Origin of the sequence: Mesorhizobium sp. IMUNJ 23232 (genome assembly GCF_044326205.1) — a bacterium.
Classification (GTDB): Bacteria; Pseudomonadota; Alphaproteobacteria; order Rhizobiales; family Rhizobiaceae; genus Kumtagia.
The window spans coordinates 20,811-45,166 of sequence record NZ_JBIRCY010000018.1 but is presented as its reverse complement, the minus strand read 5'-3'; the positions used below and the strand labels follow the sequence as shown (position 1 = coordinate 45,166).

Genomic DNA, 24,356 nt, shown 5'->3' with positions numbered 1-24,356 from the left:
GCAAGGTCAAGCTGGACCGGTCCCGGCGCCTCGGCCAGGCTCACGCTCCGGCGGCGGCCTCGGCATATTGCGCCAGAAATGCCTCGCTCGGCGGGATCGGCTTGATCACATCGATCAGCACGCCGTTAGGGTCGGCGGTGATGAAATGGCGCTGGCCAAACTCCTCGTCGCGCAAGGTGTGCAGGATCGGCAGGCCGGCCGCCTGGACCCGCGCGTAGACCGCGTCGGGGTCGCGCACCTCGAAGTTGATAAGCAGCCCCTGCGACTTCGCTCTGCCGGCCAGCGGCACCGTCTCGTGGTCCCACTGGACGATGCCGAGATTGACGCGCTTGTCCTCGGTCGATTGCAGATGCACGTACCAGTCGTTCTCGAACAGCGCCTGGAAGCGGAAGTGCTTCTTGTAGAAGGCGGCGGTGCCCGCCACGTCGTCGGTCATCAGCACGGGGTAGTAGCTCGTCGTTTTCATGGCCTTTCCTTTCCTCCTTATCAGACATACAGTCTGTATGTTTCTGAGAATTAACATACAGGCTGCATGTATGCAAGAGAAAAGACCACGGCGGACCAATCAAGAGCGCAGCGATACGACGCGAACCGAATTGATGGCCGCCGCGCGCCGGCTGTTCATCGAAAGGGGTTATGCCGACACCGCCACGCCCGACATCGTCGTGGCCGCCGGCGTCACGCGCGGCGCGCTCTATCATCATTTCGAGGACAAGAAGGCGCTGTTTGCGGCGGTGGCCGAGGCCGAGGCCGAGGCTGTTGCCGACGAGATCGAGGGGGCTACGCCGGACGACATGCGGCCGCGCGAGGCCCTCATCAAGGGTGGCGAAGCCTATCTCGCCGCACTGGCGCTGCCGGGGCGCACGCGGCTGCTGCTGCTCGACGGGCCCGCCGTGCTGGGTCGCGCCGGCATGGACGCGATCGACAACCGGCATGGCACGCGTTCGCTGCGCGGCGGCATCCTGTTCGCGGTCAGGGCAGGGGATTTGCCGCAGAACCTGCCGGTGGAGGCGGCGACGCAGCTTCTGGCTTCGGCCTACGACCGCGCCGCCCTGTCGATCGAAACAGGGGGCGATCCGGCCGAATACCGCAAGGGGCTGGCCCTGCTGATCGACGGGCTGGCGGCGCTCGCGGGATGAACGAAAAGCGTTGCGTGGCTGAAGCCTGTGGATGGAGCGGCCGTGAACCGAATGGTCAGCCGAACATGCGGTCGCCCTGTTCGTTGACGATCTGCTGACCCTTCTTCAGCGCCATGTCGGCGGCTTCGTCCTGCGAAGAAAAGCGGTCGGCGCGCACGAAGCGATGTTCCTTGACCACCCCGCCGATCTCCTTGGAGATGACGCCGCAAGTCTGGAACTGGCCGTCGGCCTTGTAGGGCGTGGCGCGAATGGTGAAGCCGTTATAATCGAGCGCGCTGCCGACCGGCTTGCCTTCGCTTTCGCCACCCTCGCTGCCGCCGCCACCGCCGAACAGACGTTTCAGAAAAGACATTTTTGATCCTCTCGATTTGCCGGCACCGTATCCAATCATGATGTCGCCGTCGAGAAGCCGGCCGCGTTGCCAGGGCGGTCAGGCGAGATGCAATACCACCTCGCGTCTATGCGGACTCGTGCGGTGCTCGAATAGGTAGATGCCTTGCCAAGTGCCCAGCGCCAGTTTTCCCTGCATCACCGGGATCGACAGCGACACCGCCGTCAGCGCCGCCTTGATATGTGCCGGCATGTCGTCCGGGCCTTCTAGGCGATGCACCAGGAACCCCATTGACGGATCGTCGGCGGGCGGCACCAATCGCTTGAAGAAGGCGTCGAGGTCGCGCCGGACATCCGGGTCGGCGTTTTCCTGCACCAGCAGCGAGCAGGAAGTATGGCGCACGAACAGAGTCAGCAGGCCGGTTTCGATTCCGGCCTCGCGGACGAAGTGTTCGGCGCGGTCGGTGAATTCGTAGAGGCCGGGGCCGCGCGTCGAAACGGTGATGATCGTCTGGTGCATCGCCTCGTCTTCTCGGGGAAGCTCGGTCAGAGCGGCTTCAGGCCCAGTGCAGACAGGCATAGCTTAAGCTCGGGTACCCGCACGGACACGATCTCGTCGGTCGGTCGGGCCTCGAACACGGTGCGATAACCGTCCACGCCGAGAGCGCGATGGACGTGCGTGACTAGTGTGTTGGCGTTAGTGACCCAGATTTCCGGGATGCCGAAAGCGGCGTAGATGCCGATCTTGCGGCCAAGGTCATAACGCAGGCTAGTGTCGGCGATCTCGATGGCGAGCAGCACGTCATGACCTCGTACGTCGCCCGGCGCGATGGTGCGCGGGAAGACGCAGAAGTCCGGCTCTACAAACGAGTTTTCGTCCAGCCGAAGTGTCGTTTCCTGCATGACGCGCATGTCGCGCGGCCTGACCCCCTGAAAATGCTCGTTCAAATCCCCCTTGACCATTTCATGGCGCGCGCCCCTGGGTGACATCGGCACGACCTCCCCGCCGATCAGCTCGAACCGCTCATCCTGGTCAATGATGCCGGCCGCTACCATTGCCTCGATCTCGGCCACCGTCCACGGCCGCCGCGGCATGCCATCGGCGGCCTGCGTGGTCGCCGGCCACACCATGTCCAGATGGAAGCGCTCGTTCATGGCCTGTAGCCTAACACAAGTTGAACGAAACCGCGACCGGTCCTCATCGCTCGGTCAGCGCCAGCCTCGCCCCCAGCATCACGAAAGTGGCCGCAAAGGTGCGGCGCATCCAGGTCATCACCCGGCGGCTGCCGACGATCTTGTCGCGGACCGCTGCCGCGCACAGGCCATAGACCGAGAAGATGAGGAAGGTGGCGAGCATGAATACGCCCGACAGTTCCAGCATGCGCATGAGCACATGCGGCTCGGTCGGCGCGATGAACTGCGGCAGGAAGGCGACGAAGAAAATCGACAGTTTGGGGTTGAGCAGGTTGAGCAATATGCCGTCGACAATCACTTGCCGGGCGGAGCGGCGGTCCGGCTTCGCGTCGATCTTCAGCGCGCCGTGCTCACGCAGGCTCTGCCAGGCCATCCAGAGCAGGTAGGCGACGCCCAGGTATTTGACGATCTCGAAGGCCAGCGCGCTGGTGTGCAGCAGAGCGGCCAGCCCGGTGAGTGCTGCGATCAGATGCGGCACGATGCCCAGCGTGCAGGCAAACGCCGCGAGCACGCTAGCGCGCCCGCCGCGCGACAGGCCGGCGGCGAGTGTATAGACGACGCCGGTGCCCGGCGAGGCGACGATGATCAGGGTGGTGAGCAGGAATTCGATGGACATGGCGGCCCCGTAACGTTGAGGCCGCAGTAGATACGGCTCATGCCGCACCGTCAAATGGCGGTGCTAACGCGGATCGCTCCGCCAAACGAGAAACAGCCATCACTCATCTCACCTCGTTTTATTCGTCCGGCCCGGCTCAGCCCAACGAGTTGATGATCTCGCGATAGGCGTTTTCCGGAAAAGCCTTCAGCGTGCGTGTGCGCACATTGCCTGCCATGCCGGTCTTCAGCGCGAAACGTGCCATCACCGCGTCGTCCGGCGCCTCGCAGATGGCGACCATGTCGCAGTCACCCATCGTGAGAAAGAACTCCTTGAATGAGCCGCCCATGTCGGCAAGCTCCTTCCTGGCTGCGTCGAGCCGCTTAGGCGACTCGCGCACCGCCTTCACACCTTGGTCTGTCCAGTTAATTAGAAGCACGTAAGTAGTCATCTCGCACCTCCCTCCGGCGCTGTGACGCATTGGAGAGGCAAGGCCGGCGCCGGTTTCTTCGCCCTGCCGCCAGGCAAATTATGATCCTGCCGCAGGCGGCCGGCAAGCCATTCGCTGACGGCCAATGCGTCAGGGTGTTCCGCGGCGGCGGTAGTCGTTCTCCGGGTTGTAGAAATGCCGCCTGCCGTCCTGCCGCCACAACTTCTCGCCGATGAGGCAGTCATAGGGCGGTTTCGCCTGGATCAGCACCACCGGCGCTTTATGTCCGGCGCCCTCAGGCCGGATCGCCAACTCAAGCAGAAGCTTTCGGCGGATCGTTTCGGGAAACTGTTCCCATTCGTGCACCGGCATCACGAAGGCGGCCGGCCCGCCGATCACGCATTCGCTGAAATATTCGTCGAGGTTCGGCACGTCATAGGGCTGCGGCGCTGCGTCGGCGGTCATCACCGGTAGGCCGTTTATGGTGATGCCTTGTGCGACGATTGCATCTCGTGTCGGCACCAGCGGCGGGCCTTCATTGTTGGCGCCGTCGCCGGAAAGATCGATGACGCGCTTGATTCCCTTGTAAGGGCTGGTCTCCAGCAGATCGGCAGCGAAATTCATGGCGCCGGAAATCGATGTCTTCTGCGATTGCCATGACGGAGGCACAGCGATTTTTCGCGCCACCGCTTCGGCATCCTCGGGCGCGGCGATCACCGTCCATGGCACGACGACATTCTGTGAGGTCACGCCCGCCCATTCGAAATAGGTGACTGCGATCTTGCCATAGGCGCCCGACCGGATGGCGCTCAGCACCGCGGCATCGGTCAGCGCCGCGGCATAACCTTCGCGCTGGATCTTCAACTCGTCCTGCGTCATCGACGCCGATATGTCGGCGCCGAGCACCAGCTCGACATCAACCGGCTCGCGCCCCTGGGCTCCGGCCCGGAACGCGAATATCGACAGCACCAGACAGATCGCGATCGGCAGCCGCACCATTCGTACAGAATGGCACAGCGGCGGGCCGGCACAATTGCCGATTGGTAGAAGCTTTTGCCGAGATCCGCGGCGGATGGCGCCGGGGGCAATCGTATATCGCCCTCATTCCGATGCCGCTCGGGCTTGATGCCTCTACCGTTCGATAGAGGAGGCTGGAACCTCCGGAAGCTGCCATTTCGGATCGCGCCATCGACGCGGGTGGCCGGTCAGAAGGAATGGCAGTTCCTTTCTCGTTTCCTGGAGGTCTGGGAGACGACCTTACTTCCGTGAATACAACTTGATGCAACCATAACAGGTATTTCGTGTTTCTAGCTTCGTTATAGATGCGAGTCAGACTTCCTACGGCAACAACCGCAGGGAGAAGCGAAATGCCCACTTTCACCGGTACTAACAGCGCAGAAATCCTACCCAGTCTGGTCCTCGGTCCACTTCAAGCCCTCGGGAACGACGTCGTCGACGCGCTCGGCGGCAACGACATCGCCATCGGCTGGTCCGGAGACGACGTGATCCGCGGCGGATCCGGCGCGGACGTGATCATCGGCGGCCTGCTCAATGCTGCCGGTGTGATCACCCTCTCAGGCAACGACACCGCCGACTACACGAACTCCGCCGCCGGCGTGACTGTCGATCTATCGACGGTCGTCAACCTCGTCCTGCCGATCCTGGGCCTCAACGTCCAACTCACCGGAGCTTCTCAAGGCTTCGGCGGCGACGCAGAAGGCGACTATATGGTCGGCATCCTCAACCTGCTCGGCTCGAACAACAACGATTCTCTGAAGGGCAGCGCTGTTTCCAATACGTTGAATGGCCAGGACGGCAACGATATCCTGAACGACGGTGGCTTCGGGACTGCTGCCGATACGCTGATCGGAGGCGACGGCAACGACACCTTGATCGTCTACAATGGAGACGATGTCATCATCGAGACAACTGGCGGTGGCAACGATCGCGTCGCCGCCGGCGTCGACTACAAGCTCGCGAACGGGGTTAGCGTTGAAACTCTTAACACAACTTCGCTGCACGCCACCTATGCGGTGAATCTGACAGGCAACGAGCTCAAACAGTTGATTCGCGGCAATGATGGCGCCAACGTGATTGATGGAGCCCGCGGCAACGACACTTTGTACGGCATGGATGGGGCGGACACGTTCGGCTTCTCGACCCAACTGGGGGCTGGCAATGTCGATCGGATTGCGGATTTCAGGGTGGAGGATGACCAGATCACGTTAGACGCCTCGATCTTCACAACGCTGGCTTTCGGCGCGCTCGATGCCTCGAGGTTCATGAACAGTGCCTTAGGGCCGAGGGATGCCGACGACAGAATACTCTACAATTCGGACACCGGCTCGCTGTTCTACGACGCGGACGGAATTGGCGGAGCAGCGGCAGTAAAGTTTGCAACGTTGACGGCGGGCCTCAGCCTCAGTGCCGCGGACTTCAGCATCATCTAGGCTACCTTGCAGGGGGTCGGCACGCGCAGACGTCGCGTGCCGGCTTCAATCGTGACCTTCCTCTCGGCAGGTCACCCTCGACCTCCCTGTGCGACGCGAGGGAGGGACGGCCGAGGAAGGTTCTGGCGGAGCGCAGACGACCGCCTCCGCCAGAGACATCAGTTCTATACCGGCATCGTGCCGGCATAGACCGACGTCGGCCGCAACAGCCTGCCGGTGCGCTGCTGCTCGATCGCATGCGCGGTCCATCCGACGGAACGGCCGACCGCGAAGATCGGCGTGAAGGCGTTGCGCGGGATCTTCAGCGCGTCGAGCAGGATCGCCGTGTAGAATTCGACATTGGTGTCGAGCCTGCGCCCCGGCTTTGCCTTTGCGAGAGCTTCACGGGCATAGATCTCCACTTCGGCCATGAAACCCAGGTCGGTCTGGCCTGCGCCCAGCGAATCCACCGCCCCCTTCAGCACATCGGCGCGCGGGTCGCGCACCTTGTAGATGCGATGGCCGAAACCCATCAGCCGCTCGCCGCGCGCAAGAGCCGCATCCACCCAGGGGGCGATGTTTGCACTTGTGCCGATGGAGTCCAGCATGTCCAGCACCGGCCCGGGCGCGCCGCCATGCAGCGGGCCGCTCAGCGCGCAGTAGGCGGCCGTCACCGCCATGAACAGGTCGGCCTGGGTCGAGGCGACAACCCGCGCGGCAAAGGTCGAGGCGTTCATGCCGTGGTCGCTTACGGTGACCAGATAGGCGCCGAGCGCCTTTGCTTCCGCCTCGCTCGCCGGTTTGCCGCGCAGCATTCTCAGCGTGTCGGCCGCGTGACCGAGCTTGGCGTCCGGTGCGACTGCCGGCTTGCCGGCCGCGCGGCGCACCAGGGCGGCCGCCAGCACCGGCATGGCGCCGACCGACATGGCTTCAGGCGGGATGCCGTCCCATGGCCCGATTGCGGCGACCGCTGCGCGGAACGCGTCGACGATCGAAAGCCCGTCGGTGGCGGGCAGGATGCTCTCCAGCCGCTCGAAGGCGCGCATGCGGGCCTGCGCCAGCAGGGCGCGAGTCTCGCTCTCCGTCCTTTCTTCGGCGCCGGCGGCGGACCACAGCCGCGCGACGACACCCTCGAAGCTCGTCGTTGATGCCAGGTCGCCGACGCGGCTGCCGGCGATCACCAGTTCGCCGGCCTCGCCGTCGACATGGGAAAGCGCGGTCACAGCGGCGGCGACGCCGTCGAGGCCGGATGTCTGATGGATGGTCATCGGGTTTCTCCTTGCTGCGATGCAACAAGAATGACGCCCTTTTCATATTGATCAATCTTGATTAGCTTGATCAATATGAAAAAATCCTCTGAACCACTCTATCTCTCCGCCCAGGAGGCCGCCGGCGAGCTGTCGGTCTCGGCCGCGACGCTCTACGCCTATGTCAGCCGGGGCCTGATCCGCTCCGAACCGTCTGCCGACTCGCGTGCGAAACGCTACCGTGCCGACGACGTCCGGGCGCTGCGCAACCGCCGTACGCCGGGCGTCACCATGCGGGGAGGCGAGGCCGACCCGCCAGTGCTGGATTCCGCCATCTGCACGATCACCGAGGAGGGTTCGATCTATCGCGGCGTCCATGCGGTGGCGCTGTCCGGGCATGCGACGCTCGAACAGACGGCGACGCTTTTGTGGGACGTCAGCGGGGCCGACCCGTTTTCCGCCGCGAACCTGCCGGTGATCAGCCCGGCGATGCGCGCCGTCGCCGCCGCCACGGTTCAAGAGACTTCGATGTCGCGCGCCGCGGCAATCCTGGCGCTGGCCGGCGATGCCGATCCGCGTGCCTTCAACCGCTCACGCGACGGCCGCGCCGAGGTAGGCGCGCGGGTGATGCGGCTGCTTGCCGCGAGCATTCTCGGCACCGAGCCGTCGGCCTTGCCGCTGCACCGGCAGATCGCCGACAGTTGGACACCCGGCAACAGGGCAGCCGCCGACCTGTTCCGGCGTGGCCTCGTGCTGGTCGCCGACCACGAGCTGAACGCCTCGACCTATACGGTGCGCTGCGCCGTTTCGACCGGGCTCAATCTCTATGACGCGATCGTTGCCGGCCTGGTCGCGCTGAAAGGCCCGAAACATGGCGGCGCCGGCCCACTTGCCGCCCATATGGTCGCCGACCTTGCAGACGGCGACCTTGCCGCGAAAGTTCGCCGCCACATCGCGATGGGCGACCGCATTCCGGGTTTCGGCCACACGATCTACAAGAATGGCGATCCGCGCGCCGACAGCCTGCTGGCAGCACTTGCCGAGGCTGGCGCCGACCCGCGCCTTGCCGTCGAGGTGCCGGCCAGGATTACCGAGGCGACCGGGCTGTATCCCAACATCGATTTCGCCTTCGCGGTGATGATGCGCATGTTCGGCCTGCCGATCGGCCACGAGAGCGCGCTGTTCGCCATTGCCCGCTCCGCCGGCTGGGTGGCGCATGCGATCGAGCAGCTCGCCTCGAAAGTGCTCATTCGCCCGCGTGCCCGCTACACCGGCTCGGCGCCGGCGCGCAACGGCGGGTTCTGAGGCTGTGAGGCAACCAGGCTCGACCGAAGCCCGGCGTTCCGCCGCCCTGTCGCGGCTTTAGTCTCTCAGCCGTTGCCGGTGGCCGCGCTCTCCTGGCATGCCTGCGGCAGGCAGGCGACCAGCAATATCGCCAGGATGATCAAGGGTGATACCGGCAGACCATATTTGCCGAGTTGCGGCACGAGCGCCGGAAGCGCCCAGGCCATTCCTACCGCCACGATGATCACGGCTCGAACCCACCCTTGCAAAGCATCAACGCCGCGCAGGACGAGCAGCGCGCCGGCCAGCAGGATGCTGAGATCGTAGATATGCAGGTATGGCGTCACCAGGCAGGTGCCGATCAGCAGCAAGGCAACCTGCCGTGTCGTATTTGTCTCGCGGCTCAGCCGCCAGATCAGGAAGACCATGACCGCCCCGGCGAAGGCGAAATGCACCGCAGAGGCCGCGTCTGCGTTCAATCCCGACAGCCGCATCGAGATAAAGGTGGACGGTATCATGAGGAGGAAAGGACCCCGGCCTTCTCTCTCGAGGACGGCGAGTTCCGGCAGCGTGTCACCCAGATAGTCCCGCCAGCTTTGCACGCCGAACACCCAAACCGACAGCAGGACGAGGCAGACGGTCAACAGCCCGGTCGCGATGATAAGCGCCCATCTTCCGCGCACTATCCAGAAGAGCGGCAACAGGAAGCCGATCTGCGGCTTGATGGTCAGTATCGCGGCGGCGGCAATCGACGATCTCGACCGAAGCGAGACGCCGGCGAGAGCCGAGAGAAGAAGGCCGCAGGCCAGATTACCCATCTGGCCGCCGGAGATGCATCGCATGGCGGCCGGCGAGAACGTAAGGATTGCCGTTTCGGTCCAGGTGAAGCCGAACTTGCGCGCGCCGAAGGCCAGCAGCGCCAAGCCAAGCACGCTCCAGAGGACAAACGCCGCATAATATCCGGTAAGGCCGAACGGCCAGACGAATAGCAGGGAATGCGGCGGATTGGCCCACATCCGCAGCCCGATGTCTTCGTTTATGAACGTCTGCTGATACGCCATGAAATCCTGATGCCGGTAGACGGCATCGATGGCGTCGGAAACGATGAGCCGGCCGGTCGTCCAGACATTGACGAAGTCGGCGCCGAAAGGATGGTTGGGACTGCGAAGGTAACCGCTGCTGCCGAGATAAGCATCAACGAGCCGCCATAGAGCATAGATGGCGGCGGCCAGGGTTCCGGCGAGCCAGACAGTGGCGACGCGGATCGACGGCGCCCTGCTGACGCCCGCTGTATTTGCCGTGACGCTCACGCCGGCGGCCCCCCGCTTCGATGCGGCAGGTCTAACATGCGAACGTCAACAAATGCTTTGCCGGTGAGGCGGCAGGCCGGCACGCACGATCCGCCGATCGTTCGGACGGCACATAAACGCGAAGTTCGCCCGGTGCTCGCTACGTCGGCCCGGCGCGGGGCTCGGCAGCGGGTTCTGACGCTGTGGGAGTTCGTATTGCGTTACGGCTTGTCAGGCGATGGAGCTGCGATGTTGGCGGCGACCCAATAGCCATAGTCGCCTTTCGCGAGCGGTTTGCCGTTCTGTACACCCTGATCGGCGATCACCATGCCGGTGATCGAGGTTCCCGATCTGACGTAATGCAGGAAGATGAAGGAATGGCCTTTGCCTTCCGGCGCCTTGCCGTCGCGCACGCGCGGATAGTCGGCGGCGTCGACCCAGCCTTGCACCACTGCGCCCGGCTTCAATTTGCCGGCCCAGATATCGGTCGCTTCGACCAGCGTGCCCCATCCCTTGTAGGCCAGCGCGCCGGCAGCGCCCTTGCCGCGGTATTTCTCAGGCAGGTCGAACCACGCTTTGCCTGCGCCGAGATAGGATGACCACAGGATGACGAACGGATCGGTGAGCGACTTCTTGTCTTCCCAGTCCACCTTCGGGAAGGTCGGTCCGCCGGTCTGCCGCGATGCCTCCTCGACGCGCGCATAACAGGTCCGGTGGCATTTGCCGCCCGGCTCCTTTTGGGTCTTTTTCGCCCGATTATAGTTCTCGACCACCCGCTCGCCGATGCGGTTGGCGTAATCCTTGGCGGAGTCGCCGAAGGTCGGGATGAACACAACGCCGCGGTTCGTCTTGGCGTCGTAGACGACACCCTCGAAGGTGTAGCTTCCTCGCCCAGGGCTCGGCGCCGTGCAGCCGATATAGTTGGCGAGATACCAGTTGATCTCCTTCGGCGTGCCGGTGCGGAAATTGTAGGTGAGCAGATCACTCGCCTCCAGCGAATGATCGCTGGCGATGCCCGCAAGATTCTCCTTGCCGCCCTTGGTCAGCGGATACGGTTTCGGGTAGCGGTAGAGCGTGTCATTGGAGGCCAGCGGCGGCCACGGCGCGTGTGGTTTCGGCTCGGATTCGATGTCCTTGGTCATGTGGGTGAACCTTCGCCCGACGCGGGGACTGAAATGTTGAGAACTCCTCGCCGCGCCGATCGATGCCAGGTCGTCCGCGCATCCTGGGAGCCTCTTATAAGCCGAAATGCGGGAAATGGCCACTGCCAGACATTAATAGTGCAACGAACTCATGAGGAAGTTTGCACATTGAATCCGACTATCCTCGGATTCACCGGCGCATGAACCGGGAAAGCGTGTGCTTGCGCGGCAGTCCCAGCATTGCCTCGATCTCGCCCGGCTCCACGGACTCTCAGCAAGCCTTCCGCAGCCTGTTTGGCGGAGCCATGGCAGGTCGGGTAGCGTCAGGTCACGTCAGACGCCAAATGTATTATAGCGTAATGAACGGAAGTGCTTCGTTCATTCTGGCATAGAGGGCGCTGGCTGCACGGTGCGGATCGGCGGTAGGCAAACCCTCATTTGCCGTGCAGCAGGCTCAATCCGCTTTCGGCGGCAACTCGAAGAGCCCGGCGAAGTTTTCGAGTGCCGCCCTATCGCCATCGATGACGAGCGCCCCTTGTCCTTCAAGTGTCGCCAGAGGCACTTTGCCGTAGATTAACCCGGCTAGAGTCTCCGGCGTGCTCGTCACAAGTGCATCGCTGCGCAGCGGCGCGCCGCGCTCCGTGATCAGGCGCCGGTCGCGCACGCCGACGGTAAAAGCCTCCGGCCCGAGGCGGAACTCCATCGCGAGGTCGAGTCCCCCCGACTTGTCCGGTTCGAACTTGGCGCGGAACGACAGCATCAACGCCACTGCGCTCAGCGGCAGCGCCGGATCGTGCCGCGGCGAGCGCGTCGCCCATCTGCCCAGCGCCACGAGAATGGGCTCGGCCTCCAATCCCCATTCGGTCAACTCGTAGACTTGCACGGAGGCCGGCGGCGGCAACTTGGTTCGCCTCAGCACGCCGTTCGCCTCCAGCCCCTCCAGCCGCTGTGTCAGCACGTTGGCGCTGATGCCCGGCAGGCTGGCACGCAAGTCACCGAACCGTCGCGGGCCCAGCATAAGCTCACGCACGACCAGCAGCGCCCAGCGCTCGCCGAGCAGATCGAGCGCATGCGCCGTGCCGCAGGCGTCGTCATAGCTGCGGTACGACCTTTTAGTTATTTTTTCTAACTCCATGGTTGCATATTATAACTTTGTATGAGATGGTCTGCAAGTCGGGGAAGGCGTCTTAGGGAGAAGAACGATGAAGGTACTGCCCAATATCGATTTCGGCGGCGATTGCCGCGAGGCCCTCACGGCCTACGCCCGCATCCTGGGCGGCACTGTCCGCGCCATGATCAGCCATCGCGACATGCCCGGCATGGCGGAAGGCGTTCCGGAAGACCAGTTGGATCGCATACTGCACGGCTGGATCGACATCGGCGAGCATGCGCTGATGGGGCAGGACATGCAAAACTTCGACGGACGAAAGGGTCAGAACGTCACGGTTTCGGCGGACAGCGTCGACGAGGCGCGGCTCATCTATGACGAGCTTGCCGCCGGCGGCACGCCGATCATCGAATTCGGGCCGCAGCCATGGTCCAAGGGTTTCGGCTTCATCACCGACCGCTGGGGCGTCAACTGGGTGGTCGACACGGCCGGAGAGGGATGATCTAGCCCGCAATCGATGTGTAGCGGAATATGCTAAGGCCCGGCATCCGCCGGGCCGAATATTTATACCGGTATGATGCTGGGAGATATCTTTGCCGAAGCGCAACTGGATACAACATGGCGCCTCGCTACGCGAGTTCCTGCGTACAGGCACCCTTGGCCCAGTGAATCTCGGTCTCACAATGCTTGAGGTCAGTGCCCTCCTAGGGCCACCGCAAAACTGGGTGACGGACGCATCTGACTGCCCAGTCCCGCTCTACTGGATATTCAATCGTCTGGAAATCGCGTTCCAGCAGGAGCCGCCCTATGCCATCGACTGGTTTCAGATCGAGCATCCAGACTCGCTTGCAAGGCCACGCCACAAGCTTGCTGACCTGCTCGACCTGTCGATGGATCGCATCAATGTTTCGGTTCCGCCTAGCCGCATGCTACGCCACTTCAGCGATCTGTCGGACATTGTAATCGGCGCGCCAAAGGACGTTGAGGACCCTACGCTGGAAATCTACAACCGCGGTGTCTGCCTGATCTATAACGTCTTAGACCAAGATATTGAGACGTTCCCACACAACGAAACTGACCCACACCAATGGCTGCGTCACTTCGACAGGCACTGCTTTATCGATAGCATCTATTCGTTTCGTGAACCCGCACTTGGACGCCAATACCCAAAAAGCAAGTTCGGCAACATGTCCGCCGCTCACTATCTAGCGATCACAAAGGACGGTGGGCGCTAGCGACGGGAAACATTAGCGGACCCCCAAAAAAGCCCGGCGCGATGGCCGGGCTCTTCAATCAGCTATCCAGGAAGCTCCTGAGCTTCCGCGACCGTGACGGGTGCTTCAGTTTGCGCAGCGCCTTCGCTTCGATCTGGCGGATGCGTTCGCGGGTCACCGAGAACTGCTGGCCGACTTCCTCCAGCGTGTGGTCGGTGTTCATGCCGATGCCGAAGCGCATTCTGAGCACGCGCTCCTCGCGCGGGGTGAGCGAGGCGAGCACCCGCGTCGTCGTCTCGCGCAGGTTCGCCTGGATCGCCGCGTCGATCGGCAGGATCGCGCCCTTGTCCTCGATGAAGTCGCCGAGGTGCGAATCCTCCTCGTCGCCGACCGGCGTTTCGAGGCTGATCGGCTCCTTGGCGATCTTCAAGACCTTGCGCACCTTCTCCAGCGGCATGGCGAGTTTCTCGGCCAGTTCCTCCGGGGTCGGCTCGCGGCCGATCTCGTGCAGCATCTGGCGCGAGGTGCGCACGATCTTGTTGATCGTCTCGATCATGTGCACCGGAATGCGGATGGTGCGGGCCTGGTCGGCGATCGAGCGGGTGATCGCCTGCCGGATCCACCATGTGGCGTAGGTCGAGAACTTGTAGCCGCGGCGGTACTCGAACTTGTCCACTGCCTTCATCAGGCCGATGTTGCCTTCCTGAATCAGATCAAGGAATTGCAGGCCGCGGTTCGTGTACTTCTTGGCGATGGAGATGACGAGGCGCAGATTGGCTTCCACCATCTCCTTCTTGGCGATCGCCGCCTCGCGCTCGCCCTTCTGCACCTGGTTGACGATCTTGCGGAATTCCAGGATCGAGATCGCCGTCTCGGTGGCGAGGCTCTGGATCTCCGAGCGCAGCGCGCCGACGGTCGCTGCCTCGTTCCTCGAAAACTCCTTCCAGCCACGCGTCGTCAGCGTTGAAACGCGGCTGACCCAGTTGGTGTCGAGCTCGTTGCCCTGGTACTCGCGCAAGAACTCCTCGCGACGCACGCCGTAGCTTTCGGCGAGCCTGAGCAGCTTGCCCTCGTTCTGCACCAGCCGCTTGTTGATGTCGTAGAGCTGCTCGACCAGCGCCTCGATGCGGGCATTGTTGAGCGACAGTGACTTCACCGCCTTGATCAGCTCGTCCTTCAGCTCCTTCAGATGCTTGGACTGCGTCGGCGACAGCATCTCGGCGGCGGCCAGGCGGTTTTCGACCTGCTGGTCCTGCAGCTTGCGCAGCTTCTTGTAGGTGTCGGCGATGACGTCGAGCGTCTCCATCACCTGCGGGCGAAGCTCTGCTTCCATCGCCGCCAGCGACAGCGAGGCCTCGTCATCCTCGTCCTCGTCGTCCTCGACGCGGCTTTCGCCGCCGACATTGGTGATGTCGTCGTCTTCGCGGATGGAGGGGCGGCGGATGCGGTCTTCCGGCGTCTTCGGCCGTTCCAGCTCTTCCTGGCGCTCGGGCGTCGGCGCCTGCTTGGCCTCGGGGCCGGCATAGGTCGCCTCGAGGTCGATGATCTCGCGCAGCAGGCCCTTGCCTTCGTTCAGATCGTCGCGCCAGATGATGATGGCCTGGAAGGTCAGCGGGCTTTCGCAAAGCCCGGCGATCATCGTCTCGCGGCCGGCCTCGATGCGCTTGGCAATGGCGATCTCGCCTTCGCGCGACAAGAGCTCCACCGAGCCCATCTCGCGCAGATACATACGCACGGGGTCGTCGGTGCGGTCGGTCGGCTCTTTCTTGGTGGTCGTGGTTGCGACCGCCGTGCCGGTCTGCTCGGCAAGTTCGTTGGCGTCTTCCTCGGCGTCCGCATTTGCGTCGGCGGCCTCCGCCTCCTCGCCGGTCTCGTCATCCTCGACGACGTTGATGCCCATGTCGGACAGCATGGACATGGTGTCCTCGATCTGCTCCGAGGTGACTTCCTCGGAAGGCAGGACCGAATTCAGTTCGTCCATGGTCACATAGCCGCGTTTCTTCGCGGCCTTGATCATCTTCTTGACAGCGTCGTCGGAAAGGTCGAGCAGGGGACCGTCGGTCGTGCCCTCGCGTTCGGACTCGACTTCTTCCTTTTCCTTTGTCGCCATTCCTTGCCTACTCCAAAAGGGCGCTGTAGCGCGATGCTCCGATTGCTTCGGGCGGTTCCGCCCTTCAAAATCATCGCACCGCTAGTCTCGGCCGCAGCCAGTCCTGTCCAGGTTTCGGTCAACCAGACTATCTGGAGCGACGTAACGTCCCGTCCAGTGCCCGGTCCAATCGTTTCCGCGATTGTTGAGGTTCATCCCATGGATCAACGTCTCGAATCGTCCTGATTCCGCCAAACAGGCGAAAGGTCAAGCGCCTCTCGCATGATTCGCCTTAAAAAAGCGAATCAATTGAGAGTCATGGTTCGTCATCTTCACGTCCTGTCGGCGCGGCCCGACGGGATGCCAAAACCCTCGATCAGGGCTTCCGTCGCCTGGAGGTCCCGGAACTGAGTCTGGATTTCGATGAGGTGCCGATAGTTCTCGTCCGTCGGTTCGGTCGCGAGAGCCGTCTCGGCCAGCTTCAGCTCCTTATGTAAGGTGCGCGCGTTGCGCTGCAAGTGCAGCGTCTGCGCAAAAGCTTCGCGCGCGTCCTCGATGGCTGCGTCCTCCAGCGCCGGCCATTGCCGCGCCCGCTTCACCAGCAGCACGGCGCGCTCCCAGATATCGCCCAGGCCGGCGGCGGCGATGGCCGCGCGCAGACTGTCGCGGTCGTTCGCTTGCCCATGCGCCACCGCGTCGATGATGGCGAAATGCAGATGCTTCAAATCGCCATTGGTGAGGTCGAGGGTTTCGACATGGTCGAAATTCTCGTCGATCAGTTGCGGATGATTGACGAGCGCCACCAGCAGCGCGGTCTCGCGCATCGGCATGCCTTCGCCGCCACGCTTGACCATCGCCGAGCGGGCGAGGCTCTCCGACATCGCGGTGCGCCCGCCGGCGCCGCCGCGCACGAACTGGCCGCCTTGCGCGGGAGGCCGCCTGTTGAAATCGCTCTGGCGTTTTGGCGGCGTACGCGCCGTGCCGAAGAAGGACTGCACGCGCTCGCGCATGTCCTGTTGATAGTGGAAGCGCACGCTCTCGTCCTTGATCCTGCCGGTTAGTTCGCGCAGCGTCTTTTCAAGCTCGGCGCGGCGTTCCGGCGTGTCGAACACGCCGCCGGCGGTCTCGCGCATCCATAAAAGGTCCGAGAGCGGACGGGCGTCGGCCAGTACCGGGCGGAAAGCATCGGCGCCCTCCTCGCGCACAAGGTCGTCGGGGTCCTTGCCTTCGGGAAGCAGCGCGAAGCGCGCGGTGCGACCCGGCTGCACGGAAGGCAGGATCATGTCGGCCGCCCGCCACGCGGCCCGCAGTCCCGCCTGGTCGCCGTCGAAGCACAGCACCGGCTCCGGCGCCATCTTCCACAAAAGCTCCATCTGGTTCTCGGTCAGCGCGGTGCCCAGCGGCGCCACCGCGTTCTCGAAGCCGGCCTGCGCCAGCCCGATGACGTCCATATAACCCTCGACAGCGATCACCGTGCCGTCCTTGCCCTGCGCCTGCCGGGCGCGGGCGAAATTGTAGAGCATCTCGCCCTTGTGGAAGAGTTCGGTGTCGGGCGAGTTCATGTATTTGGCCGCGACCTCCGGCGACATGGCGCGCCCGCCGAAGGCGATGACGCGGCCTCTCCGATCCTCGATCGGAAACATGATGCGGTCGCGGAACCAGTCGTAGGAGACCGGGATGTCGTCGCCGTGGCGCACCAGCCCGCAGGCCTCGATCTGGTCTTTCGCCACGCCCTTGCCGGTCAAAAACTCCTTCAGCGCGTTGCGGCTGTCCAGCGCAAAACCCAGCCTGAATTTCTGCTGCGTCGTCGGCGTCATCCCACGGTCGCGAAGATAGGCGCGGGCTTTCGCCCCGGCCGCCGACTGCAACTGTTGCTGGAAGAAACCAGCCGCCAGTTCCATGACGTCATGCAATGTGGCGCGCTGGCGTTCGCGTTCTTCCGCCTGTTCGTCGCGCGCCGGCATCGGCAGGCCGGCCATATCGGCGATGCGCTCCACCGCTTCCGGAAATCCCAGCCCGTCAAGCTCCGTCAGGAACCGGAAATGGTCGCCCGAGACGCCGCAGCCGAAACAATGATAGCGGCCCTTCTTGTCTTCGCAATGGAAGGACGGCGATTTTTCGCCGTGGAACGGGCAGCAGGCCCAATAGTCGCCGCGCGCCGTGTTGGTCTTGCGGCGGTCCCACGAGACACGCGAACCGATGACCGAGGAAATCGGCACGCGGTCGCGGATCTCATCGAGGAAGGAAGGCGGAAAGCGCATCGGGCTCGCGGTTTGTTTCTTCCCAATATAGGCATGGAGCCCATGTGGCGCGAACGCAGGATTGTGTGTTTGCCCGTGATTCACAGAAGTGTTGCGTCTTATTTGGGCGAGGCCGTCGTCTCGGCCGGAGCGACTGTCATCTCCAATAGCATGGTCCGGTTCCGCGCAATCTGATTTCGTCCCAAGCTCGGGTTGAAGAAAATCTAAACCCCACAACCAGAATTTCTGGATTGTCCGAATCCTGGCGCCGTGGTTGGACGCCAGTCCCCCACAGGTCTGCCTCATGCCGCTCCCGTTGATTGCCCTGTTCATCGCAGCCTTCGCCTTCGGCACCACCGAATTCGTCATCGCCGGCGTGCTGCCGCAGGTGGCGGCGGGGCTCGACGTGTCGGTGCCGACGGCGGGCTATCTCGTCTCCGGCTATGCGCTGGGCATCGCCATAGGCGGGCCGCTGATGACGATCGCCACCGCGAGGATCTCGCGAAAGACGCTGCTGATCTGGCTGGCGCTGGTCTTCGTCGCCGGGCAGTTGGCCTGCGCGCTGGCACCTTGTTTTGCCTCCATGCTGCTGATCCGCGTGCTGGTGGCGGTCGCCCACGGCGTTTATTTCGGCGTCGCCATGGTGGTGGCCACCTGCCTTGTGCGCGAGGACCAGCGCGGCATGGCGGTGGCGCTGGTGTTGGCTGGCCTCACCGTCTCCAATATCGTCGGCGTACCGGCCGGCAGCGCCATCGGCAATGTGTTCGGCTGGCGCGCCACCTTCTGGGCGATGTTCCTGCTCGGCATCGTATCGCTTGTGGCGATGATCGCCCTGTTGCCGGGCGCCGCCGTCGCCGCGGCTCGGCCGGCCGGGCTTATGAAGGAGGTGCGGGTGCTGGGCCGCCAGCAGGTCTGGACCTCGCTGATCATCATGCTGATGCTGATGATGTGCCAGTTCGTTCCCTTCACCTACATTGCCCCGATGCTGCGGGAAGTCACCGGGCTCGATGCGGCCTACATCCCGCTGGTTCTTCTGCTCAACGGCGTCGGCGCTACGGCCGGCGTTTTCATCGGCGGAAAACTGGCGGACTGGAAGCTGATGCCGTCTATCATCGCGCTGATGTTCGTCCAGGCCTGCGTGATGGTGGCGATGTATCTCTTCAGTTCCTATCCGTTGCCGATGGTCGTCATCGTTACCGTCTGGGGCGCTATCAACTTCGCCATCGGCACGCCGATCCAGACCCGCATTCTCACCTGGACGGCGGACGCGCCCAACCTCGCCTCGTCGCTCATCCCCTCCGGCTTCAATGTCGGCATCGCGCTTGCCGCCTTCATCGGGGCCATGATGCTGACCGGCGGTTTCGGCTACCGCGCGCTGCCGGTGCTGGGCATCTTCACCATGCTGCTCGGCGCTGCTGTCGCTCTCTGTTCACATCTCGCCGAACATCGTAGCGGGCTGACGCCACCGGCGCGCGCCATCACGGTGTGAGGTCGGTTCTTAGGGCGGAATTTCCGAATGCCGCGGATTCTTGGAACCATCAGAAGGCGGCCCATTGCGGACCGCCTTCGGTAACCTGTCAATCTCGTTCGATCAGTTCGCGGCGGCCATGCCGACGATGACGCCGGTCGCCGCAGCGATCAGCAGGTAATCGTTGTCGACCTTGATCCAGCGCTGGCCATAGGCCGGCCGGTAGAGTCCGTAACGATTGTAATCGCGAACCACGTATCGGGTGTTCCAGTTCGGCACGCGGTTTCCGCGCACCCAGTGGGCTCGGTCGACTTTCTTGACCACGACCTTTTTGCCGTTGTGCCGGTACACTTTCTTGTCGACCTTGCGAATAACGGTGCGGTTCGGGCCATCGAATTTCTGGACCTTGTGGACCTCGCGATGCGCCGGCTTGTAGTCGGCATAGGCAGCCGGGACGGCGAGCATCGAGAAGGCGACTGCGGCCAGGATGAGACGTTTCATTCGGGGGTTCCTTTCGGGTTGCGGGTGGAAACTAGGCCCCGCCAAATGAACGGAATCTGAATGATAGATTAAACTTATGTAATGATTCCAAGATGATGGTTGGGGATATGAAGTATTATGTCGAAGGCTGCGTGAACCACCATATGCGTCGGGAGACCCTGTTCCCCGAGAGTTTTCATCGCAAAACGAGCCGTCGCAGCCTGCGGATTAATTCGCCGGACGCCTTGGTGATCCCTGAATTTCTTGAACCTTTCAAAGACCCGAAACGTTTCCGGCAAGTCGGTTTCCGACGCGTTATGTCGGTTGCGAACAGCCGGACAGAGCTCCTGGATTTTATTATCCGGCTAATATACTAAGATGGCATCATGATCGCGTCCGCCGCCCTCTCCGTCCGCCGCGTGCCTAGCCGCGTCGCGCGACCGCTTTCCGTCCCGGCACTCCGGTGAGCGGCTCGGTCGTCCTCATCCATTTGGCCGGCGCCATTGCGCTGCTTCTGTTCGCCACCCGCATGGTGCGCACCGGCGTCGAGCGCGCCTATGGCGATGTCCTGAAACAGAAATTGCGCGGCACCATGCGCAATCCGGTGCTGGCGGTGCTGACCGGTGCAGGCCTGTCGATCGCCTTCCAGAGCTCCACCGCCGTGACCCTGCTGGTCGGTTCCTTCGCCGGCGCCGGCATCGTCAGCGGCATGTCGGGCCAGCTCGCGGTGCGCGGCGCCGAGATCGGCTCGGCGCTGGTCGTAAAACTTCTGTCGTTCGATCTCACTCTGCTGGTGCCGATCTGCATCGCCGCCGGCACGGTGATGTTCATGGCCACCGAGCGCCGCGACTGGCGGCAGATCGGCCGCATCCTGGTGGGCGTCGGCCTGCTCATCCTGTCGCTGGAAATGATCGGCGAAGCCTCAGAACCGTTGCGTCAGAGCAAGCTGCTTCCCGTCGTCATCTCCTATCTGGCCAGCGACCCGGTCACTGCTTTCCTACTCGCCGCTGTCATGACCTGGCTGTTCCATTCAAGCATCGCCGCGGTGCTGCTGCTGGTCACGCTGGCGGGCAGGGGTTTTATCCCGCCGGAACTCGGCATCGTCCTGGTGCTGGGCGTTAATCTCGGCAGTTCGGTCATCGCCCCGCTGCTGACTCGTAGCGCCGCGCCCGGCGTCCGCGTCGTTCCGGTCGGCAACCTGCTGATGCGTGGCGCCGGCTCGATCGTCATGCTGGCGCTGTTCCTGTTCGCCAAACCGCCGGTCGCCTTTCTCGGCGCGACCGTCGGCGACCAGATCATCAACGCCCATATCCTGTTCAACTGCATCATCCTGATCGCCGGCATCCCGCTCGCCGGCCTGGTTTTCCGCGCGTCGGAACGCATCGTCAGACTCGGCGGCAAGGAGCAGCAACAGGCTAGGCTCGCCGAAAGCGAGTTCAGCGCGCTGGACGACAGCGCCCTCGGCACGCCCAGCCTCGCACTGGCCAATGCGACCCGCGAGGTGATGCGGGTTTGCGAGACCATCGACATCATGCTCAGCCGGGTGATCGAACTCTACGATCATGCCGACCAGGACAAGATCGACGAGCTTGCAGCGCTCGATGATCGGGTCGACCGCAAGCACGCGGCGATAAAACTCTATCTCTCCAGGATCACCCTAAGCCAGCTTTCGGAGAGCGAAGCGCAGCGCTACCAGGAACTGCTGGGCGCTTGCGTGAAGCTTGAGCAGGTCGGCGACATTATCGTGCGCAACATGCTGGCACATGTGCAGAAGAAGCTCGACCGAGGGCTCACCTTTACCGACCAGGGCTGGCGCGAGCTCACCGCCTTCCATCATTCCGTGCTGGTCAATGCGCGGCTCGCCTTCAACGTGCTGGTGTCGCGCGATCCGGAGACTGCGCGTCAGCTTGTGCAGGAGAAGGACCGGTTGCGGGCGCTGGAAAAACAGTCCAGCCAGAGCCATTTCGAACGTCTGCGCGAGGGCGCGGCCAAGAGCGTCGAGACCAGCTCGATCCATCTCGACACCATCCGAGACCTGAAGCAGATCAATTCGCTTCTGGCTTCCATGGTCTATCCGGTGCTGGAGGAAGCCGGTCTGCTTACCGGCTCGCGCCTGAAGACAGGCTAAATCTTTAAAATTCGTCTTCGTCTTCAAACGGACACTTAATTATGCTTTGTTAATGCAGTGGCAGCCGGCCCGCATGGCCGAGGCTCCGGCATGATTGGGGGAATCGATGCTTACACGCCGTTTGTTCTGCGGCTGCCTGCCATTGGCGGCCACATTTGTTGCCTCGAACGCTTTCGCCGTCGGGCTGGACTGCGCCATCTTCACGCCGGAGCGCCAGAAGGCGGTCAGCCCGGACGAGGCGATCGAGCGGCTGAAGGCCGGCAATGATCGTTTTCTGGCCGGCACCTCCTTCAATTGCGATCTCCTCGCTCAGGTCCACGAATCCGCGCACGGCCAGGCGCCTTTCGCTGCGATCCTCGGCTGCATCGATTCGCGCGTGCCGCCGGAACTGGTGTTCGACCAGCGCATCGGCGACGTCTTCTGCGCCCGCATCGCCGGCAATTTCGTCGATACCGACATTCTTGGCAGCCTTGAATTCGCGACCAAGGTGACGGGCGCCCGGGCCATCGTCGTGCTTGGCCACTCTTCCTGCGGCGCGATCAAGGGCGCGATCGACGACGTGAAACTCGGCAACATCACCGCGATGCTCGCCAACATCCGGCCGGCCGTCGACGCGGTGAAGACGGACGGGGAACGTACCTCCGCGAACTACAAATTCGTTCAGGCGGTCGCCGAGGAGAATGTGCATCGCAGCATCGCGCAACTGACCGAGCGTAGCGAGGTTCTCGCCGGTCTGGTCAAGGAAGGCCAGTTGCGCATCGTCGGCGCCATGCACGATCTGGAAACAGGGAAGGTGACTTTCCTGGCGTAGAACGCGGCTGCCCTTTTCCTCTCCTGCGCAACGCCAATGCAAGAGAAGCTGCATAGCAGGCCGACTCACCGGCCGCGTCTGCTCACCGATTGCCGCCAGACTTGTTGTGTGGCGAGTTGCGTCACTCGCCGGAACATTTGCCTGCACATGGGCATTGCGGACGATCGAAGAGAGGAGTCCGGCTATGAGCCCGGCAACCCGGCAACGACTTCGCATCTCCGGCGGCACGGAGTTGGCATTTATCACGGCAGGCGAGGCGTCCAAACCTGCGGTGCTGCTCCTCCACGGCTTTCCCGGCTCGGCCGACTATTTTCGTGAGGTAGTGCCGGAACTGTCGCAGGTCGCATATTTGATCGCGCCGGACCTGCCCGGCTTCGGCGCGTCGGACGTTCTGCAGGAGCCCTCGTTTCCGGCCTTTGGCCAGGCTATCTCTGAGCTGCTGGACCGGCTCGCGGTCGGGCCGCGCTATATCTACGTGCATGATTTCGGCACGCCGCCGGCTTTTCACATCGCCATGCAGGCGCCGGAGCAAGTCCTGGGCCTCATCATCCAGAACGCCAACGCGCATCGAACCGGGCTCGGGCCGCCATGGGGGCTTGTGATGAACTACTGGTCGCATCCGAACCCGGAAAACGAGGCGGCTTCGACCGCGCATCTGACGTTCGAGGGCGTGCGCAACGGGTATCTCGGCGGGATGCCGCGGGACGTCGCCGCGCGAATCCCGGCCGAAGTCTGGGAGGAAGACTGGCGGGTGATGCAGTTGCCTGGCCGCATGGAAACGCAGCGCGCGCTCGTCAAGGACTATGGGAATTACGTCGCCCGGTTCGATGAAATTGCCGACTATCTCAAACGTTGGCAGCCGCCTTCCCTGATGGTCTGGGCACGCCACGATCCGTTCTTCGATCTCGCCGAGGTGTTGTCATGGATGCAGGCGCTGCCGAGGATGGAAGCCCATGTTCTCGATGCCGGCCACAAGCTGCTCGAGACACACGCGGCGGCGGCCACGCCGCTCATGGTCGATTTCATCAGTCGTACGCAAGGGCGAAGCGAAAGATCAGGTGCATGAGCATATGCCGGCAACTCTGCCGCGTCCGCGCCTCCAACAGGCGGCACAGACGCTTGAGTGACAGGCTTGCTACTGCAGCATCGACTTGACGATGCCGCTGGCCTTGCCGAAGTCCATCTTGCCCGGGAATTTTTCCTTCAGCGCATTCATGCAACGCCCCATATCACGCAGGCCCTCGGCGCCGACTTCGGCGATGACGGCTCGCACCGCGTTCCGGGTCTCGTCTTCGCCGAGTTGCTTGGGCATGAACTCGCGGATGATCTCGATCTCCTGGCGCTCCTGCTCGGCAAGCTCCAGCCGGTTGCCCTGCTCGAAAGCCGCTGCCGATTCCTCGCGCTGCTTCACCATCTTGGCGAGAATCTGCAGGATCTCCTCGCTGTTGACAGGGTCCTTGCCGTTGCCGCGATTGGCTATGTCGCGGTCCTGGATGGCGGCGTTGATCAGCCGCAGCGTCGAGGTGCGGCGCTTGTCCTGGGCCTTGAGGGAAGCTTTCAGGGCTTCGGCGATGGCCGTGCGCATTTCTGTTCTCCTTTTTTCGCGGGCGCACGATAGCGCCAGCCGCCCGGCTGCGCAAAATCCAGCCGTACCGGCACCCTCCTTGCGGAAGATAAATGGCGTCGGGCCGGGCCGCGATTGTTGACCCACCGGGAGGCATCGCCTATGTGCGTGCCTT

At 63.2% G+C, this 24,356-nt stretch carries 24 protein-coding genes; 9 read left to right on the top strand and 15 right to left on the bottom strand.

What is annotated here, in order from left to right; translation table 11 throughout:
• Positions 1–40: 40 nt before the first annotated feature.
• Positions 41–466 carry a VOC family protein gene (locus tag ACH196_RS15355; protein WP_396647781.1) on the bottom strand — a complete coding sequence of 142 codons (426 nt, stop codon included), beginning with the start codon at positions 464–466 and terminating at the stop codon, positions 41–43.
• Between the two features lie 70 nt (positions 467–536).
• Here ACH196_RS15355 and ACH196_RS15350 point away from each other — a divergent pair, with 70 nt between their 5' ends.
• Complete coding sequence (locus tag ACH196_RS15350) at positions 537–1,139, top strand: TetR/AcrR family transcriptional regulator (RefSeq protein WP_396647780.1); 603 nt, start codon at positions 537–539, stop codon at positions 1,137–1,139.
• A 55-nt stretch (positions 1,140–1,194) separates the two neighbouring features.
• Here ACH196_RS15350 and ACH196_RS15345 read toward each other — a convergent pair whose 3' ends face one another.
• From ACH196_RS15345 to ACH196_RS15320, 6 genes are all read right to left on the bottom strand, one after another.
• Positions 1,195–1,491 carry an HlyU family transcriptional regulator gene (locus tag ACH196_RS15345; protein WP_396647779.1) on the bottom strand — a complete coding sequence of 99 codons (297 nt, stop codon included), beginning with the start codon at positions 1,489–1,491 and terminating at the stop codon, positions 1,195–1,197.
• A 78-nt stretch (positions 1,492–1,569) separates the two neighbouring features.
• Entirely contained in the window at positions 1,570–1,989 is a 420-nt protein-coding gene (locus tag ACH196_RS15340) for a secondary thiamine-phosphate synthase enzyme YjbQ (protein ID WP_396647778.1), read from the bottom strand.
• Positions 1,990–2,015: 26 nt separating this feature from the next.
• Positions 2,016–2,624, bottom strand: a complete 609-nt coding sequence (locus tag ACH196_RS15335; RefSeq protein WP_396647777.1) for a Uma2 family endonuclease — start codon at positions 2,622–2,624, stop codon at positions 2,016–2,018.
• A gap of 43 nt (positions 2,625–2,667) precedes the next feature.
• Positions 2,668–3,279: a LysE family translocator gene (locus tag ACH196_RS15330; protein ID WP_396647776.1), complete on the bottom strand. Its 612-nt coding sequence runs from the start codon at positions 3,277–3,279 to the stop codon at positions 2,668–2,670.
• A gap of 136 nt (positions 3,280–3,415) precedes the next feature.
• On the bottom strand, positions 3,416–3,709 hold the full coding sequence (locus tag ACH196_RS15325; protein WP_396647775.1) for a GYD domain-containing protein: 294 nt from the start codon (positions 3,707–3,709) through the stop codon (positions 3,416–3,418).
• 129 nt (positions 3,710–3,838) lie between these two features.
• Positions 3,839–4,657, bottom strand: a complete 819-nt coding sequence (locus ACH196_RS15320) for a DUF1194 domain-containing protein (RefSeq protein WP_396647774.1) — start codon at positions 4,655–4,657, stop codon at positions 3,839–3,841.
• A gap of 398 nt (positions 4,658–5,055) precedes the next feature.
• On the opposite strand from ACH196_RS15320, the gene ACH196_RS15315 reads away from it, so the two are divergent.
• The gene (locus tag ACH196_RS15315; RefSeq protein ID WP_396647773.1) at positions 5,056–6,138 is read left to right on the top strand and encodes a calcium-binding protein; all 1,083 of its coding nucleotides are present in this window, start codon (positions 5,056–5,058) and stop codon (positions 6,136–6,138) included.
• A gap of 164 nt (positions 6,139–6,302) precedes the next feature.
• Here ACH196_RS15315 and ACH196_RS15310 read toward each other — a convergent pair whose 3' ends face one another.
• Positions 6,303–7,385: a citrate synthase/methylcitrate synthase gene (locus ACH196_RS15310; protein WP_396647772.1), complete on the bottom strand. Its 1,083-nt coding sequence runs from the start codon at positions 7,383–7,385 to the stop codon at positions 6,303–6,305.
• Positions 7,386–7,460: 75 nt separating this feature from the next.
• Between ACH196_RS15310 and ACH196_RS15305 the strand changes: the two genes are divergently transcribed.
• Entirely contained in the window at positions 7,461–8,669 is a 1,209-nt protein-coding gene (locus ACH196_RS15305; protein WP_396647771.1) for a citrate synthase family protein, read from the top strand.
• A 65-nt stretch (positions 8,670–8,734) separates the two neighbouring features.
• Here the strand turns inward: ACH196_RS15305 and ACH196_RS15300 are convergent, their stop codons facing one another.
• The 3 genes from ACH196_RS15300 to ACH196_RS15290 form a co-directional block, all read right to left on the bottom strand.
• On the bottom strand, positions 8,735–9,958 hold the full coding sequence (locus ACH196_RS15300) for a glycosyltransferase family 87 protein (protein WP_396647770.1): 1,224 nt from the start codon (positions 9,956–9,958) through the stop codon (positions 8,735–8,737).
• Between the two features lie 200 nt (positions 9,959–10,158).
• Positions 10,159–11,079 carry a hypothetical protein gene (locus tag ACH196_RS15295; protein WP_396647769.1) on the bottom strand — a complete coding sequence of 307 codons (921 nt, stop codon included), beginning with the start codon at positions 11,077–11,079 and terminating at the stop codon, positions 10,159–10,161.
• 454 nt (positions 11,080–11,533) lie between these two features.
• Positions 11,534–12,214 carry a winged helix-turn-helix transcriptional regulator gene (locus ACH196_RS15290; RefSeq protein WP_396647768.1) on the bottom strand — a complete coding sequence of 227 codons (681 nt, stop codon included), beginning with the start codon at positions 12,212–12,214 and terminating at the stop codon, positions 11,534–11,536.
• Between the two features lie 67 nt (positions 12,215–12,281).
• Here ACH196_RS15290 and ACH196_RS15285 point away from each other — a divergent pair, with 67 nt between their 5' ends.
• Together ACH196_RS15285 and ACH196_RS15280 are read left to right on the top strand one after the other, a co-directional pair.
• Positions 12,282–12,689, top strand: a complete 408-nt coding sequence (locus tag ACH196_RS15285; protein WP_396647767.1) for a VOC family protein — start codon at positions 12,282–12,284, stop codon at positions 12,687–12,689.
• Between the two features lie 91 nt (positions 12,690–12,780).
• On the top strand, positions 12,781–13,422 hold the full coding sequence (locus tag ACH196_RS15280) for a hypothetical protein (RefSeq protein ID WP_396647766.1): 642 nt from the start codon (positions 12,781–12,783) through the stop codon (positions 13,420–13,422).
• A gap of 58 nt (positions 13,423–13,480) precedes the next feature.
• Here ACH196_RS15280 and rpoD read toward each other — a convergent pair whose 3' ends face one another.
• Positions 13,481–15,511, bottom strand: coding sequence for an RNA polymerase sigma factor RpoD (rpoD, locus tag ACH196_RS15275; protein ID WP_396647765.1), 2,031 nt, complete (start codon positions 15,509–15,511; stop codon positions 13,481–13,483).
• A gap of 311 nt (positions 15,512–15,822) precedes the next feature.
• Positions 15,823–17,751: a DNA primase gene (gene dnaG / locus ACH196_RS15270; RefSeq protein WP_396647764.1), complete on the bottom strand. Its 1,929-nt coding sequence runs from the start codon at positions 17,749–17,751 to the stop codon at positions 15,823–15,825.
• Positions 17,752–18,034: 283 nt separating this feature from the next.
• Here dnaG and ACH196_RS15265 point away from each other — a divergent pair, with 283 nt between their 5' ends.
• Complete coding sequence (locus ACH196_RS15265) at positions 18,035–19,219, top strand: MFS transporter (protein ID WP_396647763.1); 1,185 nt, start codon at positions 18,035–18,037, stop codon at positions 19,217–19,219.
• A gap of 102 nt (positions 19,220–19,321) precedes the next feature.
• Here the strand turns inward: ACH196_RS15265 and ACH196_RS15260 are convergent, their stop codons facing one another.
• Complete coding sequence (locus tag ACH196_RS15260) at positions 19,322–19,699, bottom strand: RcnB family protein (RefSeq protein WP_396647762.1); 378 nt, start codon at positions 19,697–19,699, stop codon at positions 19,322–19,324.
• A 442-nt stretch (positions 19,700–20,141) separates the two neighbouring features.
• Between ACH196_RS15260 and ACH196_RS15255 the strand changes: the two genes are divergently transcribed.
• The 3 genes from ACH196_RS15255 (at position 20,142) to ACH196_RS15245 (ending at position 23,683) form a co-directional block, all read left to right on the top strand.
• Entirely contained in the window at positions 20,142–21,806 is a 1,665-nt protein-coding gene (locus ACH196_RS15255) for a Na/Pi cotransporter family protein (RefSeq protein ID WP_396647761.1), read from the top strand.
• Between the two features lie 106 nt (positions 21,807–21,912).
• Positions 21,913–22,617: a carbonic anhydrase family protein gene (locus ACH196_RS15250; protein ID WP_396647760.1), complete on the top strand. Its 705-nt coding sequence runs from the start codon at positions 21,913–21,915 to the stop codon at positions 22,615–22,617.
• Positions 22,618–22,801: 184 nt separating this feature from the next.
• Positions 22,802–23,683 carry an alpha/beta fold hydrolase gene (locus ACH196_RS15245; RefSeq protein WP_396647759.1) on the top strand — a complete coding sequence of 294 codons (882 nt, stop codon included), beginning with the start codon at positions 22,802–22,804 and terminating at the stop codon, positions 23,681–23,683.
• Positions 23,684–23,752: 69 nt separating this feature from the next.
• On the opposite strand, the gene ACH196_RS15240 is transcribed toward ACH196_RS15245, so the two are convergent.
• Positions 23,753–24,202 (bottom strand): GatB/YqeY domain-containing protein, encoded by a 450-nt coding sequence (locus ACH196_RS15240; protein ID WP_396647758.1) that lies wholly within the window; start codon positions 24,200–24,202, stop codon positions 23,753–23,755.
• Positions 24,203–24,356 lie beyond the last annotated feature (154 nt).